Genomic DNA, 18,233 nt, shown 5'->3' on the forward strand with positions numbered 1-18,233 from the left:
GTGAAATTGGCAATTCTTGAAGCAAACCAAATTCATAAAAGCTACGGCAACAAATTCAATAAACAGGAAGTGCTGAAGGGCATCGACATCCGCGTGGACAAAGGCGAGTTCGTCAGCATCATGGGCGCTTCGGGCTCCGGGAAAACCACGCTGCTGAACGTGCTCTCCTCGATCGACAAAGTGAGCCTCGGCAGCATCAAAATCGAGGGCAAAGAGTTTACGGGCCTCAAGGAGAAGGAGCTGGCTGAGTTCCGAAAGCATCATCTCGGGTTTATTTTCCAAGAGTATAACTTGCTGGATACGCTGACCGTCAAAGAAAACGTCCTGCTGCCGCTCTCCATTAAGAAGGTATCCAAAAAAGAAGCCGATCAGAAATTCCAAAGAATCGCGACCGAGCTTGGCATCTACGAAATCAAGGATAAATATCCGAACCAAATCTCCGGGGGACAGAAGCAGCGGACCTCCGCGGCCCGCGCATTCATCCATGATCCGAGCATTATTTTTGCTGATGAGCCGACGGGTGCGCTGGACTCGAAGTCTGCATCCGATCTGTTGAACAAGCTGAGCGAATTAAATCAGAAGATCGACTCCACGATCATCATGGTTACCCATGACCCCGTAGCGGCCAGCTATTGCACCCGGGTGGTCTTCATCAAGGACGGACAGATCTACACCCAGCTGAACAAGGGTGAGCAATCCCGGCAGGCCTTCTTCAACGACATCATCAAGACTCAAGGCGTGCTAGGCGGTGTTCAGAATGAACATTAATTATCTGATCTACCGGAATTTGAAGAAGAATATCAAGAACTATTATCTGTATGTATTTGCGCTGATCTTCAGCGTGGGTCTGTACTTCGCGTTTGTCACGCTGCAGTATGATCCCGCAATGGATGAAGCGAAGGGCTCCATAAAGGGAGCGGCTGCGCTTGGAGCCGCCTCCGTGCTGCTCGTGGCCATCGTGGCGATCTTCCTGCTGTATGCCAACACGATTTTCATCAAACGGCGCAGCAAGGAAATCGGACTGTTTCAGCTCATCGGACTGACCAAGGGCAAGATCTTCCGGATCCTCAGTGCGGAGAACCTGATTCTGTACTTCGGCTCCATGGTCATCGGCATCTTTGCCGGCTTCGCGGCTTCGCGCTTAATTCTGATGATCCTGTTCAAGGTGACCGGCGTAGACACCGAAGCAGCCCTCTCCTTCTCGACCGAGGCGCTCATCCAGACCGTGATTGTGTTTGCCGTCATCTATGTGCTGATCATGATCATGAATTATACGTTCATCAAAAGGCAGAGCATTCTCTCCCTCTTCCGCGCGGTATCGACGACCGAGAACCAAATTAAGAAAATGTCCTTCGCCGAAATGCTGTTCGGCCTGCTCGGCATCGGACTCATACTTCTTGGCTACTATGTGTCGACCAAGCTGTTCAGCGGAGATTTCACCACCATGAACGAGCTGTTCATGGCCATGATCCTGATCCTGGGGGCGGTGATCATCGGGACTTATCTGTTCTATAAAGGGTCGGTCAGCTTTATATTCAACGCGATCCGGAAGAGCAAGGGCGGTTACTTGTCCCTGAATAATGTGCTGTCCCTGTCCTCCATCATGTTCCGCATGAAATCGAACGCGCTGCTGTTAACGATCATTACGACCGTGTCCGCACTCGCGATCGGACTGCTGTCTCTTAGTTATATTTCGTACTATTCCGCTGAGAAATCGGCCGAGCAGAGCGTGCCCAATCATTTTGCGGTAGCGGATCAGAAGGATTTTTCCACATTTATTCAGGCACTTACAGATGAAGATATCGAATTTAAGAAGACCCAACGGGACGTAATCCAGGTGAATGCGGACCTATCCGACATTATCGGGGCCAGCCTGGAGGTATCTGGGCAAGTGGATTCCGGTTCCATGATCATCCCGGTAATCAGTGATGCCAGCGTGAAGGACAAGGATGTTTCCCCCGGCGAGACGTTGTTCACGGGTTACAGTGACGCGATCCAGCAATTCATGGCGATTCAGACCACAGGGGAAATTGAACTCATAAGCCCTAAACAAAGCTTTAAGCAGAAGCTGATCGGCTTGGATAAGGAAGCATACGTATCCTATTATTATGCAAGCGGCGGGCTCCCAACGGCCATTGTGGATCAGACCATATTCGATAAGTTGGTTCAGGATTTGGATCCGAAGATCCAGAAGAAGACTAATGTCTATCACGGCATCGATATTGTGGATCCAAACGCTGTGGATCAGGCCAATAAGATCTTTAAGAGCCTCGGCCTTAGCGAGGGAACAGGGAACCTCTCTCAGACGGAAATGGTCTTCAACCAGAAGAGCAATATGGGCTTGATGATGTTCATCGTGGGATTCCTGGGACTTACCTTCCTGATTACTTCAGGATGCATCTTGTACTTTAAGCAGATGGACGAAGGTGAAGAGGAGAAGCCGAATTACACGATCCTTCGGAAACTGGGATTCACTCAAGGGAACCTGCTTGCGGGGATTCAATTCAAACAGCTATTCAACTTCGGCATACCCCTGGTCGTCGGCTTGTCCCACAGTTACTTCGCCGTGAAATCCGGCTGGTTCTTCTTCGGAACCGAGCTGTGGCTGCCGATGGTTATGGTAATGCTCCTGTATACGGCGCTGTATTCCATATTCGGTTTGTTGTCGGTCATGTTCTATAAACGGGTAATCAAAGAAGCGTTGTAAACGAGGTGCATGGTTGGGCCCAGGGATGATTCGGGTACCATCCATGCATTTTTCGTGTGCAGGCGTGAAAAACAGCGGATTACCATTCCAACGGGCTGCAGCTCTTCTGCAGCTTCCGGATATACACGATTTGACCGATATGATAAGCATTGTGCGTGGCCGCATTACTCACCAATTCCCACCACTTGGCCGGTTCCGGGAATCCGTTCACTTCCTGCTCAAGCTTGGACGCTGACAACAGCTCCTGCCATTGCAGCAAAACCTCAAGCAGCCGATCCCTTAACTCGGCAAAAGTCGCGTTATCCGGGATGATGAAGCTATTGTGGTTGTCTCCAATAGAAGGAACGGCATCTACTTGCGATTCGCGGTAACGCGTCTGCCACGTTTCGTTCCAATACAGCAGATGCTGTATGATCTCCGCGATGCTGTGGCAGCCATTGGCCGGCGTCCAGAACGCTTCGTCCTCCGTCAGTTGCACCACGGATTGCTGGAACGGGACGTACCAGCTGGGATCGTTCGCGTTCGCTAACAGCTGATTCAATAGAACATCATTTGCATGCGCCATGGGTCATTCACTCCTTCATGCGCCCGGTAATGGGCAGCATCACAAATCATGACTAATTTTACTATAGGATGAGGCCCTGTGATTCGCAAAAAATGATTAAAATCATTCTTTCTCGGCTCGCCCCCAAGTAAAAAAGACTGCCTTGAAGGCAGTCTTTCATTGGTTTAAATCGTTGATGAATGCACGATCGCATGTCCGTCGTTCCCGTCGTTTTCTTTTTTCCCAACCAGGGTATGATAGAGGACGATTCCCGCAGCTAGCAGGACCGCCATCGCGATATACATGCCCCGGAAACCGACAAGCGGCGTCAGGAAGCCAAGTATAAAGGGACCGAACCCGATGCCCACGTCCACGAAAATATAAAAGGTCGATGTCGCAAGCCCGATCCGGTGCGCCGGCGAACGCTTAATGGCCAGGGCCTGAGCACTGGACTGCGTCGTGCCGTAGCCCAGACCGACGAATACGGCCGAGAGCAGCAAGGTCAGGCCGTGGTGGGCTTGGCTGAGCAGAACCATCCCAATCGCAAACGATAGAATGGCCGGGTACATCACCACATTGGCCCCTCTCTGGTCAAACCAGCGACCCGTGAACGGTCTCGACAGAATGACCACAATCGCATAGACAATAAAGAAATAACTTGCCACTTGGGCCAGACTGATCTGCCCGGCAAAAATCATCAGGTACGTTAAAATGCTGGAATACCCGAACCCCATGACAAAGCTGACCAGCGAAATCGGCACCGCCTTCGGCTCAATAAAGTTGGATAGCTTCAACCCTTGCAGATCCTTCTTCTGCTCCGCGGTCAGTTTCAGTTTCGGTATGTTCATAAAGAAAGCCGACAGCAGCGAAAGCACCCCTAGCGCGGCGCACAGCGTAAAGTTAGCCATCATCGAAGCATGCTCGTTAATCATCAGGCCGATAAAAGGGCCAATTGCCGAAGCGATAATAATGCTCACGCCATAGTAACCTGTGCCCTCGCCTCTTCTCGAATTCGGAATCAGGCTGGCCGCAATCGTGCCTGTTGCCGTTGAGGCAAGGGCGAAGGCGATACCGTGAAAGAAACGGACAACGAGCAGCATGCTCAAGCTGTTTACGACGAAGTACAAACCGATGAGAACGCTGAAGGCGATCAGACCGGTAAACAACAGTTTTTTGCGGCCGACCCGCTCGATGATGCTGCCTCCGACCAACCGCCCAATCAATGCGCCGACGACAAAAATGCTGGAAGCCAGGCCAGCCATTCCCGTCGATGCGTGAAACTCATTCTTTGCATATGAAGACATGATCACCACTAATAAATAAAAGCATAAAAAGAGCAGGAAATTGACGCCGAACACAATCAAAAAGTCCTTGCTCCACAATCGTTCTCGCGAGTCTGCTTGCTCCAAGTTAATCACCTTTTCTAATAATGTTGTCCCTGACCGTCTCCATCACGCGGATGACCGCCCTTTGATCCTCTTCAGAAACGCCTTCCATAATCTCCTGTTCATATTGGTCAAATATCTTGCGAATTTGCAGGAAGACGTCAGCTCCGGCCTTGGATAGCTGAATGCGCTTCTCCCGTTTATCCCGCACCGGGATTTGCTCCACATATTCCAGCTTGATCAGTGCGTTGACGGTTCGGGTGACGGTGGGCTTCTCCACGTACAGCATTCTGGACAGCTCCACCAAAGTCATCGACTGATAAAAATCCAGATAGTACATGATGGACCACTGGGCATAATACAGGTTGTAGTCTTCGAGCTTACGATTAAGCTCATTGACGAAAGGGCGATACAGCGTAAAGTATTTATGAAAAAAGTGTCTGTGGGCGTCCATTCGAGACCTCCGTTCAAATTAGTTACCTTGGGTAACTATTTATTGATTATAAAGAAGATCCTTCTGCTTGTCCATCCGGAATGATTTCCAACTCCAAGTTCGAACTGATGCGGACGGCATACCGACGCTTATTCTCCCTGTTTAGGAATGGCTCTATTCACGTTTCTGCCGCTTATTACAAGTAGCGGTGGACAAAAAAAATCGCCCTGGGGCGATGGAAGGTGGTGCTGCCATCTCAAGGGCGATTCGAACCAGGTATGCGATCTATGCGGCAATTTCAATTAGGTATCAAATCTGTTGTGAATTCTATCCAATATCACTGAACGAATCGGAAATCGGCCCGGATACATCAAGCAGCCTGCCCATATAATCGCTCAGCAGGATACCATCCGGGTCCAGCTCTTGCCGAACCGCGCGGAATGCTTCCCACATGGGATACAGCTCCTTCAATTGAGCAGCCTCAAGATGATGCATTTTCCCCCAATGCGGCCTGCCGCCGTACCGCAGGAAGATGCCCTCCATCGCACTGAAGTAATCTTCATGCGGCATGCCTTTGTACATATGGATCGCAATATAGGCGGAATCCCGGTCGTAGGCGGGGCTTAACCAAATATCATCGCCCTTGGCATAACGGCATTCTACGGGGAAATGCACATGGTACTTGTTTCGCGACATTTCTTCACGCATCTCTTCAATGACCGCATTCATCGACTCCGCGGGAATGTTATACTCCATTTCGTTGAAACGAACGAGCCGCCGGGTCGCGAATAACCGGTGGCTGTAATTCACTTTACGACCCAGCGGAACCTGCGACGCCGAGAGACGGCTCACATACGGGCTTGCTTTGGGCAGCTTGCGGCACAGCTCCGAGATCAGCCCGAAGAGGGTGTTCTCCACCAACACGTCGCTGATATAATCCTTGATCCGATGCTCCCTCACCTCTTGGTCCGTCTTGTTCATCAGCTTGATCTGGCACGGCTCTGCGTAAGGAAACCAATAAAACTCGAAATGACGGTTCTCCTCCGCCAATCGCGCCTGCTGTTTCAAGCATTCGCCGAGCGGTATCCTCCGGCTTTCATATTCGATTTTGTAAGCCGGCTCAAGCCTCAACGTCACTTGCACGATAATGCCGAGCGTACCTAAGGATACCTGCAGCGCCTTGAACCAATCGGGGTGCGACTCCCCGCTGCACTCCAGGACCTCGCCCGTACCGGTGACCACCGTCATTCCGACAACCTGCGTGGATATATTCCCGAAGGCCCGGCCCGTACCATGCGTCCCTGCACTAATGGCGCCGGCAATGGACTGGACATCAATATCCCCCAGGTTCTCCTGTGCCAGCCCCTGCCGAAACAACAGCTCGCCCAACAGCTTCAGCTTCGTCCCTGCCCACACGGTGGCGGTTCGGGCTTCGGCGTCGACATGGACCAGGCCCTGCATCCTGTCCAAGGAGATCAGGCAGTCCTCGGATGCCGCAATGGGGGTAAAAGAGTGCCCTGAACCGACCACTCGCAGCCGCCTGCCCTCTTGCCGGCACATCCGGACCACTTTTTCGACTTCCGCTATGGAGGCAGGATACAACACCGTTCTTGGATTGGCTCGTACCGATCCCGACCAATTCGACCACTGGACCTGCTTCATAGAAAACACTCCCCCATTCCGCGATAGGTTGCATATTCGCCTACGATGCGGCCTTGCGAGACCGCATACAGCACCTTGAACCGTTCGCACAGCTCGCCGGCCTTCGCATGGCGGAAGAACACCGGGTCTCCCAGGCCAAGCTCCACATGGGCAGGCAGACGCAGCGGTGTCTGCACTTCCCCGGCCCCTTCAAGCGGGAACAGCTTCAATCCCGAAGGCAAGTAAGGTTTCGCAAGTTTATCCTTGTCTGCCGTACCCGATGCCGTGTAGCCGCCTCCCATGCAGGTCACGATCCCTGCCTTCGGGATGCGAACCACCTCTACGGCATAGGCCGCTGCCGGCTTATAACGGAACGAGGCATAATGATCGAACAAACCCGGCGCATAGAAGCCTGACCCGGCCGTAATTTCGGTTACCCAAGCTTCCTCCCGGGAGCTGTCCAAACTTCCGGTTCCCCCTGCATTCATGAAGCGGAGCCGAAGGTCCATGGCGGCAAGCCGCTCCACGGCTTCTTTCCTCCGCTTGGCCGCTTCAACGATGGAGCGGCTTTTCAGCCACCGGACCATGGTATTCTTCATATGCTTACCGGCTGCGTTATCCCCAACGCCTGCTACCTGCGCCTCGTACCCCATGATGCCGTCCAGGCGGAGCCATGGAGAGCGGATAATCTGCTCCACTATCGGGTACATGCCCTCCCACGAATGGACGGGCGATCGCCATACACCGAAGTGCAGACCCGGATATTGGACCGACATATCCACATCGATGCATAGTGGAATCACGGTCCGCTGTTGTTTGGCGAACTGTTCGATGTGCTCGACATGCTCCACGCTGTCCACCATTAAGGTAATCCTGCGACCTTCGCCGACCAGATTCACGATGGAGCGAATGGCTTCCGGCTGCCACTGCGGATATCCCAGCAGCAGATCGTCAAAGCCCTGTTCCGCCAGAAATACGGCCTCCGCTGCCGTATAACACATGATTCCTTGAAAGATCGGGTTCGTACGAAGGATACGGTTCAACACGTCCACGGAGCGGATGGACTTGCTGGCCAGCCGCACTTTCTTACCCCCAGCCGCTTGTGCAATCGCTTCGGCATTGTCGTCCAGCATGTCCAGATCCACCAAGGCGAACGGCTTCGGAATCTCCGCGAAAATCTCTTTATAATACTCGTATGTCGACACCCCTACATCAACACCTTCCCGTTTCCCTCACGCCTATGCCACATGATATTCTCGAAGGTAGCGGATTATCCTTCCGCACACCACTATCCGCGCAAATAAAAAGAGCCCAGCCTTTGGTTGGCTGGACCCGAATCTTAATCGGCTAATTTGATGAGGGTTAGGGAAGCGCCGTTGCCTTGTGCAAGGGTTGCAGCACCTAATGCATCATACAATTGAAGACTAAGCGCATCTCCTGCATCCAATCGCTCTATAAACTGGGCGTGGTAATGTGACTTGTACTTAATTGGAGCTTCGTCACTCTGTATGATAGAGACACCGTTTCGAGTAATCCTTGAGCCCGCAAGCAAATCTGATGCTAAATTAATCGTATAAGAAATATAATATGTCCCTGTTTCATGAACCGTAAACAATGTTGAACTTCCATCTGCCATGATTCCTGCTACTTTCGGATTGTCCGGCAGCGGAACCGGGGTCCCGCCGAGCAGTACTGGAATAACGCCTCCCGACGTATTCCCTGCGTATGCATAAGTTCCTGTGGAGCTCCCTCCTGCAGGTCCAACAGGCCCCGCTGGACCTGCGGGGCCTTGGGGTCCCTGAGCTCCTTGTATCCCTTGCGGACCTTGTGGCCCTACCGGGCCGAGGTCGCCCTTATCGCCCTGGATTCCCTGAGGTCCAGGATCCCCTTGATCCCCCTTTTCACCCTGCGGACCTGCCGGGCCTTGTTCGCCTTGATCTCCTTTATCGCCTTTCGGACCCGGGGATCCCGTGGGGCCTGGATCGCCCTTAGGCCCGGATGGCCCTGCTGGTCCAGTTGGACCTTGGGAGCCCGAAGATCCTGAAGACCCGGACGGACCTTGCGGACCTTGGGGCCCTTGAGGCCCCTGTGGACCCTGCGGGCCCTTTTCGCCAGGTTCGCCTTTTGGACCCTGCGGGCCGGCCGGACCCGGCTGCCCCTGCTCCTGAGTTCCCCCGCCACTGCCATACGCAATGCTAACCAGCTGCTTTTGTTGGTTCCACTGCACCTTGGCCTCAAACACTTCCGCCAAAAAACGAAGCGGAACCATCACCCTGTTATCCTGCAGTTTGGCGGGCTGGTCCAGCTTCACTTTTGTGACGATAGTATCTTTTCTTACCGTAGCCACATCACTGCCCATAACCAGCTCGGCAGAGATATCGCCCCGAACGGCTGTGATCTTCTTGGCAGAAGCATCCCACCGAATGGAAAGGCCCAATATTTCGGTTACATGCTTAATGGGCACCAGCACTTTGCCTTTGACCATAACCGGGGCAACATCCAAAGGCTTGGTTATCCCGTTGACTTGCATCGTGATGCCTGCCGCTTGCGTGACGGGTGCGATCGCTAAACTCAAGGTGAGCAACATTGCTGCCGCAAAATACAGCCGTTTTTTCTTCAACACAATTACCTCCTTATCGATCTTGGAATAATTAATTTATCGGTCGAACCTACTCGCGAGTTAATATAAATAATTACACGAGAATCATGATATTTCCTGTGTACGATCGCGGAATACTAAACATTTTTTGTTAATTTTAGCCTAAGCAAAAAAGGATGAGGAATTCCCCCATCCTAAGTAAATCCATTTTCCATATCATGTTTGGAGACAGTTGGTCATTCGCTTGGATAACGCACCTACACACTCGCTACCGCATATAACCGCCCGAGCGCCGTCAGACGTTCCGCAATCGCGCGCTCGATCTGCTCATCCAGCGGCAATTGTTCCGAGGCGTACGGCGCGAGCTGCGGATGCTCGCCGATCATCACCGCGTGCAGCGCATGCCGGAACATCGAGATATCGTTGGCATCGTTGCCGAAGGCGATATACTCTCTCTCCTTCACGCCCAGCTGCTGGAGCCCGCTCCATTTATGGATCCCCTTTGGGCTAATATCCAGCACCCCTTCTCCTCCGTGCGCGTGAACGACTACATCCAGCTGTCTCAGCCGCTCCTCCAGCTCTGCCATATGATCCGAGGTCAGCATCAATATTTTTACAATGGATTCAAGTTCCTGCAGCGGCACATTTCTGGCCAGTTTGTGCGGGTCCAAGTGAAGCCGGATCGGATGGTCCGCAGGACCCCTATAGGCATAGTCCCACTCCCCATCGATCAAGTAGCTCACGTTATGCGTGGTTAACAGCTGAAGAAGAACCGGAAGCACCTCGCCGTCAAAGCCGACCGTAGAGATCCGCGCTCCCCCTGCCGCCACCATCGAGCCGTTCCCCCCGACCATCGGGTAGTGATGAACACGCTCATGAAGGACGGGAAGCAAATCGCGAATCGGCCGGGCGGAAGCAAAAACAACCTCATGCCCCTGTGCTACCAGCTCCTCCAATGCCTTCAACAACGCGTCCGAAACCGGCTGACCTTTAAAACAGATCGTTCCGTCCAGATCGAATACGAATTTCATGTCCAGTTCCCCCTGTATCTTCTCATTGCTCTTATCATAGCAGTTGGTCGTATAATGAGAAGGACATTTGTCCAGATGAGAAGGGAGCGCAAAAGAAACCCGTGAAACGACTTCATGATGCACCATTGCTGAAAGCCAAGCTGGAGCAATTTCAATTCGGAAACATACTGGATTTGGGCAAGCCTGCGCCCTTTACCTTGCAACAATACGAGCCCGGCGAGATCATTCTGCATGAGGGTTTTGCCATGCAGTCCCTGTTGTTCCTAGTGCAAGGGAAAATCAAGGTGACCTCCAGCATCGAAACCGGAAAGTCGCTGCTTCTGCGTTTTGGCCATCCCTTTTCCATCATCGGGGATATTGAATTGATTCGAGACGTTCCTGTCCAATCCCAGATTGAAGCCGTTAACGAATGCCTGTTCATCGGGCTGTCGTTTGATTATATCAGGCTGCATGAAATGACGAACGCCCGCTTTACCGCCACCTTGCTGGATCACCTGAGCTACAAACTCCAGACCTGCACGACCGCTTCCCGCGTCAATCTGTTGGCATCCGTGGAGAACCGGTTTGCCAGCTATCTGATGTCCACCATGTCGCCTGGATCGGATCCTTCCTTCGGGATGGAGCTGAAAACCGACCATATCGGGGAGATTGCCAGCTTGCTTGGCACCACGCACCGACATTTGAATAGGGTAATGTTTGCCTTCGCCCAAAAGGGGATCCTGGAACGAAACGGACAGACTATCCGCATTCTGGACTGGACCGCGCTGGAGACCGCCTCGAACGGCATCCGTTATGAGTAGATCACTAACCTGAAAATTTTTTCGCGGATTCTTGTAACGAATCGGCCATGACCCGGTCATATAGGCAAGGAGGTGAACAGGTGACGGATTTGCACCAGATCTACCATCAACACTTTCAAGACGTGTATCGGTTTCTGCTGTCGCTCAGCAGAGACGAGCATGTTGCGGAAGAACTCACGCAGGAGACGTTTTTCAAAGCGCTGAAGCATATCGATTCGTTTCAAGGCACATGCAAGCTGAGCGTGTGGCTATGCCAAATCGCTAAACATACATACTTCTCCTATCTGGATAAACAAAAGCGGTATGAGCCTGCCCCGCAGATCGACCACGGCAGCGGTCAGGATATCGCATTTCAAACCGTGGAAAGGGCTGAGGCTTTTCGCATCCATCAAATCCTGCACCGGATGGACGAGCCGTATAAAGAGGTGTTTACGCTGCGAGTGTTCGGGGAATTGTCTTTTGGCGAAATCAGCCGGCTGTTTGGAAAAACCGAGAGCTGGGCAAGAGTCACCTTCTTTCGAGCCAAGCAAAAAATCCAAAGCCTATACAAGGAGGGGAATCAACCGTGAGCCGAATATCGTGCGAGATTATTCAGGATTTGCTGCCTTTGCACCATGATGATGTATGCAGCGCAGACACCAAAACCTTGGTAGAAGAGCATCTGGCGGATTGCCCGGCTTGCCGGGAGGTGCTGAGCCATATGAGCTCCCCGATGTCGCTGCCCACCCAAACGATGGAGCAAAACAAGGATGAGGGAGCCGGCTTGCGGCAAGTTGCGGCCCAGTGGTCGCGCACCAAATGGATCTCGTTTACCAAAGGTCTATTGATCAGCTGCTTAGCAGTCGGTCTCTTGTTCCTGGCATATGCGGGCCTGTTCGAATGGAACATTACAAGCGTGCCGACCCGCGTGATGCAGGTATCCGATATCAGCCAGCTGAAGGATGGGCGCATTGCTTATCACGTGAAGATGACCGACGGCTATAATGTTAACCAAGCCAGCTACGATACAGATGAGGAAGGAAACTTCTATGTGACACCCAAGCGTCCCATCATTAAATCTAAAAAATTCGCGGATATGGGACTGTCCAATATGTACTATACGAACGATATTGAAGAGCGAAATGCCTACGAGAAGAGCTTTGGCGATGGCGTACAGATCAAGGCCCTCTATTTGGGGACGCCGGATGACCGGGTTCTGATCTGGGAACAAGGCATGGAGCTGCCACCGGCAAGCGAGTCCGTCGAGATGCAGTTCAGGAGCGACGAGTAAGTATATTTTTAATCAAAAGACCATCGGATGCCCTAATGGCTTCCCATGGTCTTTTCTTGAACCTTAAACCGAGCCGGCCGGATAATTACGCAGAACCTTCCGCTCGATCCCGCCGTAGATCAAGCCGATTACCCCAAACAGAATGACTGCGGTGCTGACATGAAGTTCATATTCCTGTATGAATCGATCATCATAGCTTTCGTAGAACAGCACTGTCCCGACCGCAGCCCACATCACGGCATACAGCAGGGCATACAGGATGAGTGAAGCTCTGACCCATCGAATCATGCCCATGAGCCACGATAAAGGGAGCACGATCACCGGGTATAGAAGCGAGGATATGAGAATCGGAATGATCATCAGAACAAAACCCGCATTACGAAGGCCGAAAAATTCCGTCGTCGTGATCTTGTATCCTTCGATATACTCCAAGCCTACGACAGCACCGGTAAACAGAAACATAAAGACGAACCACAACACAAAATATCTGGCCACCCGCAAGATGTACACCGCCCCGCCTGTTTATGTCATAGACGAACTCGTGCCGGAAAAGGTTACATGCGTCTTCATTTCATATCGTCAAAAAGTAAGTCTGCTTACTCCGCAGGCTCCCCAGCGGCTTCCCAGCGGTCGATTTCCTTGCGGACCCGAGGGGCGACTTCGGTTCCCAGCAGTTCGATGGCTCTCATGACTTCGTCGTGAGGCATCGTTCCCACAGGCACATGCAGCATAAAGCGGGTAATGCCCACATGCTTGCGCAGGTGAATGATCTTCTCGGCCACCGTCTCAGGATCCCCTACATACAGCGCACCTTCGAAGCTGCGGGCCGCATCGAATCTTGCCCGGTCATAGTACCCCCAGCCCCGCTCCCGTCCCAGCACGTTCATGCTGGCTTGGGTCGAAGGGAAGAACTTGTCCGCTGCCAGCTCGGTTTCTTCCGCAATGAATCCGTGGGAATGCGAGCCGATCGGCAGCTTTGACACATCATGCCCGGCATGAGCTGCCGCTTCTTTATACAGCTTGACCAGCGGCGCAAACTGCAGGGGACTGCCGCCGATAATCGCCAGCACCAGCGGGAGGCCGAGCAGGCCTGCGCGCACAACCGATTCCGAATTGCCCCCGCTTCCGATCCACACCGGCAGCGGATTCTGAACCGGACGCGGATAGACGCCCAAGTTATGGATCGCCGGGCGATGCTCGCCCTGCCAGGTGACTTTTTCCGACTCGCGGATTTTGAGCAGCAGCTCCAGCTTCTCCTCAAACAGCTCGTCATAATGACTCAGATCATAGCCGAATAACGGGAACGATTCGATGAACGAACCCCTGCCGGCCATAATCTCCGCGCGTCCGTTCGAAATCGCGTCCAAGGTGGCAAAATCCTGAAAGACCCGTACCGGATCCGCGGAAGACAGCACCGTCACCGCGCTGGTCAGCCGAATCCACTTCGTCTGCGACGCAGCCGCGGCAAGAACGACCGCAGGCGAAGACGCCGCATAATCCTTGCGATGATGCTCCCCTACGCCATACACATCCAATCCCACCTGATCGGCCAGGACGATTTCCTCAACCACCTCGCGCAGCCGCTGCGCATGGCTCATCACTTCGCCGGTCTTCACATCCGGCCACGTCTCCACGAACGAGCTAACCCCAATTTCCATTATGTTTTCCTCCTATTATCCTTTGCCGCGGTCAGAACCGCAGGCAAAGGTTATCGATGCTTTCCGCCTAGGGCAGTCCGTATCGTTAATCATCTTGCAATTATCTTTATATTGAACTTTTGGTTCGGATTTTTCAAGTTACAAGTTAACTGATAACGTGAAATCGGTGGATTCGATTCATATGGAATCCAAAAATGGCCGGGATCCATACGGATTCCGGCCATTCTTTTTGCCTTTTAACCATGCATTTGAAATGGGCTTATTGTTTCGATGCCAAGTATTCCTCCAAGCGATCCCAGGTTTGGGTAATGCCTTCTTCCATTCCCATATCCAATACCGTTTGGAGCGCTTCAGCGGATTCATATACCCCTCGATTGACCAGCTTGGTCTTTCCTTCCACTTCCTCAAACGTCATCGTCACCGTGGTTGCGGGCATGCCCTCCGCAATATTGCCTTCCGCATCCGAGAAATAGTCGATGTAGACGATTTTCTCCGGCTCCTCAATTTCCTGGTAGACCGATTTGCCCCAGGATTCCATGCCGTAGAAATCCCCTTGATTCTGATCCATGCACTTCATGCAGTAATGCCATTGGCCTCCGGGACGGAAATCCATGTCGGATACGGTTACGTCCCATCCGCGAGGCCCCCACCACTGCTTCAGATGCTCTCCATCAGAGAACACCTTGAATACCAGCTCTCTTGGTGCATTAAATACGCGCTCCAGTACGATCACTTGACCTTCTACCCGTGTAATCATTTTGCTTGTCATTATATATTCCTCCTCGAATTAGATGGTGCTTACTCCTGTTTCTTCATATCCGATTGCAGCTTCTCCAAGTAATCATCCAAGTTGTCATACCGTTCGTTCCATATGCGGCGGTAGTTATCGAGCCAACGGTCCAATTCCTGAAACGGCTCCGACCGCAGCATGTAATTCCGTCGGTTCGCATCCGCCCTTACCTCGACCAGTCCGGCATCCAGCAGCACCTTCAAATGCTTCGAGGCTTGAGGCTGCCGAATGTCGAGACGTTCGGCGATTTCCCCTACCGTAAGCGGTCCCTTCTGCAGGAGATTCACGATACGAAAACGGCTTGGTTCGGCTAATGCGTTAAATGTGGTCAGTTCCATCTTGTCGTGATGACTGGTACAGACCCGCTGTTATAGCGTTTACGGTGATTGTCTGTTCTCTCTGTTCCCGTCACCATCATCACCTCTTTTTTCGGCTTCTTTTTTTGCTGCCGTTCTTCTTGTTTCGAATATACCACAAAGAGAATATTCCTGTAAAGGAATATTTAGATTTTTTTTCAAATTATTTTTATCACAGCGCAAAAAAAGCAACAAACGCGGCTCCTTACCTGACCTCGCTTATTGCTCCTCTTCGCTTTACCGTTCGTATTCCTTATCGAAAGAACACCTTGTCCACATTGTATTTGGCCTTGAATTCATTAATGATATAGGTTTCATATATCTCTCTATGCACGGCGTCTTCAATGACGCAAACCTCGATGCTCGTCACCTCATTCCGATGCTCCTTGATCGGGGAGACGCTATCTTCAAAATGCTTCTTGATCCGCGGTCTCAGCTTTCTAGCTTTGCCAACGAACAGAAGCTCCTCCTTGCTGTTGTAGAACATGAAAATCCCGCCCCGGTCTCTCGGAATCAGGTGGAAATCCGTAAATCCGTAAATATGGCTCAGTTCCGGAGCATCCCGCTTGGTTATGGTGACGTCCGGCTTGGGGATGGTTATATCGATCACGACTAACGTTCACTTCCTCTATTCATGTATTGATCTAAATCGTATCACTGATCGGCTTATTTGCCCAGGCAGAAAATTCCGCAGCCCTTATCACCCCTCTCTGGGCGTTCGCATAGGATGGGACTATGTATGACTAATTCACGATGGGGGTCTTTTCCATATGAGCATTCAATATCCCGGACACCAGGAACAAACCTTATATCAAGCCGAACCCAGCATGAAGCACAACATCAAATCGGTTCGCGATCATATCCATCAACTATGCAAACGGCATGCGAATCAGCTAGTTCGCGTCGAAACGCTTGACGGCGATGTTTTCGAAGGGACTATTATGCATTGCGAAAAAGGGATTCTGTACTTGAGCATGCCCGGATACGGAAACCAGCGCGGCTTCGGTCCCAGTTACTATAACAATGTCATCCTGCCACTTGTCCTCTTCGAACTGCTTGTCATCACCTTGCTTTACATCTAGAAGAAGGGCTTACATTGTTACTCGGCAAGCCTCCCGCGCACTTCAAACCTAATAACCCGATTAAGGAGTGAATCCATTATGGCATTTATGCCGCCGCAAGGACCCCAGGGACCGATGCAAGGGCCCTCATCCCCGCCTCCAACATCTGTCCCCCAACAGCCTATGGCCAGTACCTTCGCAGTTGATCCAGGAGCGATTAGGGGCTGTTTGTTCAGAAATACCTATATTTGGCCGACACGTGGACCCGGCTTCTGGTTTTACCCGACTTTTGTTGGCCGCACCTCGGTTGCCGGCTTCCGATGGACGGGATGGATGTGGGTATATTCAGGGCTCGACTTAAGAAGTATCGAGTCGTTCACCTGTTTCTGATGCTATTATATCAAGAGGAATGGATCAATCCGCTCACAGGCCACCTCAATAGCGCCTGCTTACGGGAAGAGTGCCCACAAGGGCGCTCTTCAGCTCTTACGTGACGGACAAGCTCTCCTGTTCATGGAGAGTCTGCCTTAACAGGGTGCCCATGTTTCCCAAAAATAAAGTTCTTGATTATCAGCCAGCTACGTTAAATAATATGTAACAGTCCCTCTTTAAAACCCATAATGGAGATTGGGATTATATCTTTAACATACAGAGCAGAAAGGTTGACTTGAACACCATGGATATTTCGCAACACGCCACTGGGAAAAAAAGCGGCAAAGAACCCTTTCCCATCTCTATACTGTCTCTCACCGTGGGTGCATTTGCCATAGGCATGACGGAGTTTGTCATTATGGGGATTCTCCCCAATGTGGCCGATGATCTGAATGTCAGCATCGCGTCTGCCGGGCAGCTGATTACGATGTATGCCCTCGGGGTAGCCGTAGGAGCCCCTATTCTGACCGTCCTTACTAACCAAATTCCGCAGAAAAAACTGTTACTGCTGCTCATGGGCCTGTTCATCCTGGGCAACGGCATCTCGGTCTTCGCTCCGAACTATGCCGTTCTGATGGGTGCACGGATGTTGACCGCGCTGACGCACGGGACCTTCTTTGGCGTGGGCGCTGTCATCGCATCCAATCTGGTGCGGCCGGACAAGCGTGCCGGAGCGGTGTCCATCATGATGGCAGGATTAACGATAGCCAATATCATCGGGGTTCCGATCGGTACCTTCATCGGCCAAACGATGGGCTGGCGCGCTTCATTCGGCGCGATTGCCATCATGGGCGTGTTGGCATTGATCGGCATCCTGATCTTCATACCGAAGATACGGCAGGAGCAAGCGACAAGCATCGTTCAGCAGATCACGGCCATCATTAGACCCCAGCTTCTTCTCTTCCTGCTGATTGGCGCGCTTGGCAATGCCGGCCTGTTCGCCGTCTTCACTTATATCGCGCCCCTGCTGATTGAGATCACGGGCTTTGCGGAACCCAGCGTCACCTGGATTCTGATCCTGTTCGGTATCGGCGTGACCGTCGGCAACATCGTAGGCGGCAGGCTGGCGGACTGGAAGCTGCTGCCCTCCATCCTGGGCGTTTACTTTGCGACGGCCGTCATTCTGACCATCCTCACGGTGACCATCCATCACCCGGTCACGGCTGTGCTGACCATCGTGCTGTGGGGAGCCGCCTCTTTCGCCGTTATGCCGGGAATGCAGGTGCGCGTGATGAGTCTGGCCCAATCCGCTCCTGCACTGGCCTCCACAGCAACCCATTCCGCGGGCAATCTCGGAAATGCGGCGGGCGCTTTTATCGGTGGATTGGTCATTACGCATCTGAGCTTAACGGCCCTGCCTTGGGTGGGTGCCGGATTGGTAGCGCTCGCCTTCATTCTGGGAGCAGCCTGCTATATGTATGAGCGCAAGGCCGTGACGGCTAATGCTTAAAGGGCTCCAACAGGCATAAAAAGCCGATCCCTTAACCGGGACGAGCATAAGAAAGGCGTAACCGGACATGTGCACG

20 protein-coding genes are annotated in these 18,233 nt (G+C 52.3%); 7 read left to right on the forward strand and 13 right to left on the reverse strand.

What is annotated here, in order from left to right; translation table 11 throughout:
• Positions 1-6: 6 nt before the first annotated feature.
• Both MHH82_RS31555 and MHH82_RS31560 read left to right on the forward strand, forming a co-directional pair.
• Positions 7-768, forward strand: a complete 762-nt coding sequence (locus tag MHH82_RS31555) for an ABC transporter ATP-binding protein (protein WP_015737978.1) — start codon at positions 7-9, stop codon at positions 766-768.
• Entirely contained in the window at positions 758-2,707 is a 1,950-nt protein-coding gene (locus MHH82_RS31560) for an FtsX-like permease family protein (protein WP_036659438.1), read from the forward strand. The genes MHH82_RS31555 and MHH82_RS31560 overlap by 11 nt, the downstream gene beginning before the upstream one ends.
• Positions 2,708-2,786: 79 nt before the next feature.
• Here MHH82_RS31560 and MHH82_RS31565 read toward each other — a convergent pair whose 3' ends face one another.
• The 7 genes from MHH82_RS31565 to MHH82_RS31595 form a co-directional block, all read right to left on the reverse strand.
• The gene (locus MHH82_RS31565) at positions 2,787-3,272 is read right to left on the reverse strand and encodes a DinB family protein (RefSeq protein ID WP_090909688.1); all 486 of its coding nucleotides are present in this window, start codon (positions 3,270-3,272) and stop codon (positions 2,787-2,789) included.
• Positions 3,273-3,436: 164 nt separating this feature from the next.
• On the reverse strand, positions 3,437-4,669 hold the full coding sequence (locus MHH82_RS31570) for an MFS transporter (RefSeq protein ID WP_340969478.1): 1,233 nt from the start codon (positions 4,667-4,669) through the stop codon (positions 3,437-3,439).
• Positions 4,662-5,090, reverse strand: coding sequence for a MarR family winged helix-turn-helix transcriptional regulator (locus MHH82_RS31575; protein WP_036659443.1), 429 nt, complete (start codon positions 5,088-5,090; stop codon positions 4,662-4,664). Before MHH82_RS31575 ends, MHH82_RS31570 begins: the two co-directional genes overlap by 8 nt.
• A 306-nt stretch (positions 5,091-5,396) precedes the next feature.
• Positions 5,397-6,731 carry a D-arabinono-1,4-lactone oxidase gene (locus tag MHH82_RS31580; protein ID WP_340969480.1) on the reverse strand — a complete coding sequence of 445 codons (1,335 nt, stop codon included), beginning with the start codon at positions 6,729-6,731 and terminating at the stop codon, positions 5,397-5,399.
• Positions 6,728-7,915 carry an amino acid deaminase/aldolase gene (locus MHH82_RS31585; RefSeq protein WP_015737984.1) on the reverse strand — a complete coding sequence of 396 codons (1,188 nt, stop codon included), beginning with the start codon at positions 7,913-7,915 and terminating at the stop codon, positions 6,728-6,730. Before MHH82_RS31585 ends, MHH82_RS31580 begins: the two co-directional genes overlap by 4 nt.
• Positions 7,916-8,049: 134 nt before the next feature.
• On the reverse strand, positions 8,050-9,333 hold the full coding sequence (locus MHH82_RS31590; protein WP_340969482.1) for a BclA C-terminal domain-containing protein: 1,284 nt from the start codon (positions 9,331-9,333) through the stop codon (positions 8,050-8,052).
• Positions 9,334-9,566: 233 nt separating this feature from the next.
• On the reverse strand, positions 9,567-10,340 hold the full coding sequence (locus MHH82_RS31595; protein WP_340969484.1) for an HAD family hydrolase: 774 nt from the start codon (positions 10,338-10,340) through the stop codon (positions 9,567-9,569).
• A 101-nt stretch (positions 10,341-10,441) separates the two neighbouring features.
• On the opposite strand from MHH82_RS31595, the gene MHH82_RS31600 reads away from it, so the two are divergent.
• The 3 genes from MHH82_RS31600 (at position 10,442) to MHH82_RS31610 (ending at position 12,410) form a co-directional block, all read left to right on the forward strand.
• A complete protein-coding gene (locus MHH82_RS31600) occupies positions 10,442-11,140 on the forward strand; it encodes a Crp/Fnr family transcriptional regulator (RefSeq protein WP_340969485.1) in 699 nt (232 codons plus the stop codon).
• Between the two features lie 80 nt (positions 11,141-11,220).
• Positions 11,221-11,709 carry an RNA polymerase sigma factor gene (locus MHH82_RS31605; protein WP_340969487.1) on the forward strand — a complete coding sequence of 163 codons (489 nt, stop codon included), beginning with the start codon at positions 11,221-11,223 and terminating at the stop codon, positions 11,707-11,709.
• Entirely contained in the window at positions 11,706-12,410 is a 705-nt protein-coding gene (locus MHH82_RS31610) for a zf-HC2 domain-containing protein (protein ID WP_145039571.1), read from the forward strand. The genes MHH82_RS31605 and MHH82_RS31610 overlap by 4 nt, the downstream gene beginning before the upstream one ends.
• A gap of 63 nt (positions 12,411-12,473) precedes the next feature.
• Here the strand turns inward: MHH82_RS31610 and MHH82_RS31615 are convergent, their stop codons facing one another.
• The 6 genes from MHH82_RS31615 to MHH82_RS31640 form a co-directional block, all read right to left on the reverse strand.
• On the reverse strand, positions 12,474-12,905 hold the full coding sequence (locus tag MHH82_RS31615; protein ID WP_251501561.1) for a hypothetical protein: 432 nt from the start codon (positions 12,903-12,905) through the stop codon (positions 12,474-12,476).
• Positions 12,906-13,006: 101 nt separating this feature from the next.
• A complete protein-coding gene (locus MHH82_RS31620; RefSeq protein ID WP_015737991.1) occupies positions 13,007-14,068 on the reverse strand; it encodes an LLM class flavin-dependent oxidoreductase in 1,062 nt (353 codons plus the stop codon).
• 259 nt (positions 14,069-14,327) lie between these two features.
• On the reverse strand, positions 14,328-14,837 hold the full coding sequence (locus tag MHH82_RS31625) for an SRPBCC domain-containing protein (protein ID WP_251500979.1): 510 nt from the start codon (positions 14,835-14,837) through the stop codon (positions 14,328-14,330).
• Between the two features lie 29 nt (positions 14,838-14,866).
• Complete coding sequence (locus tag MHH82_RS31630) at positions 14,867-15,196, reverse strand: ArsR/SmtB family transcription factor (protein WP_015737993.1); 330 nt, start codon at positions 15,194-15,196, stop codon at positions 14,867-14,869.
• 39 nt (positions 15,197-15,235) lie between these two features.
• Positions 15,236-15,406 (reverse strand): hypothetical protein, encoded by a 171-nt coding sequence (locus tag MHH82_RS31635; RefSeq protein ID WP_251500976.1) that lies wholly within the window; start codon positions 15,404-15,406, stop codon positions 15,236-15,238.
• A gap of 61 nt (positions 15,407-15,467) precedes the next feature.
• On the reverse strand, positions 15,468-15,824 hold the full coding sequence (locus MHH82_RS31640; protein ID WP_251500971.1) for a nucleotide excision repair endonuclease: 357 nt from the start codon (positions 15,822-15,824) through the stop codon (positions 15,468-15,470).
• A 160-nt stretch (positions 15,825-15,984) separates the two neighbouring features.
• Here MHH82_RS31640 and MHH82_RS31645 point away from each other — a divergent pair, with 160 nt between their 5' ends.
• Together MHH82_RS31645 and MHH82_RS31650 are read left to right on the forward strand one after the other, a co-directional pair.
• Positions 15,985-16,296, forward strand: a complete 312-nt coding sequence (locus tag MHH82_RS31645; protein WP_015737995.1) for a hypothetical protein — start codon at positions 15,985-15,987, stop codon at positions 16,294-16,296.
• 655 nt (positions 16,297-16,951) lie between these two features.
• The gene (locus tag MHH82_RS31650; protein ID WP_340969495.1) at positions 16,952-18,157 is read left to right on the forward strand and encodes an MFS transporter; all 1,206 of its coding nucleotides are present in this window, start codon (positions 16,952-16,954) and stop codon (positions 18,155-18,157) included.
• Positions 18,158-18,233: the final 76 nt, after the last annotated feature.

Source organism: Bacillus sp. FSL K6-6540, from assembly GCF_038007545.1.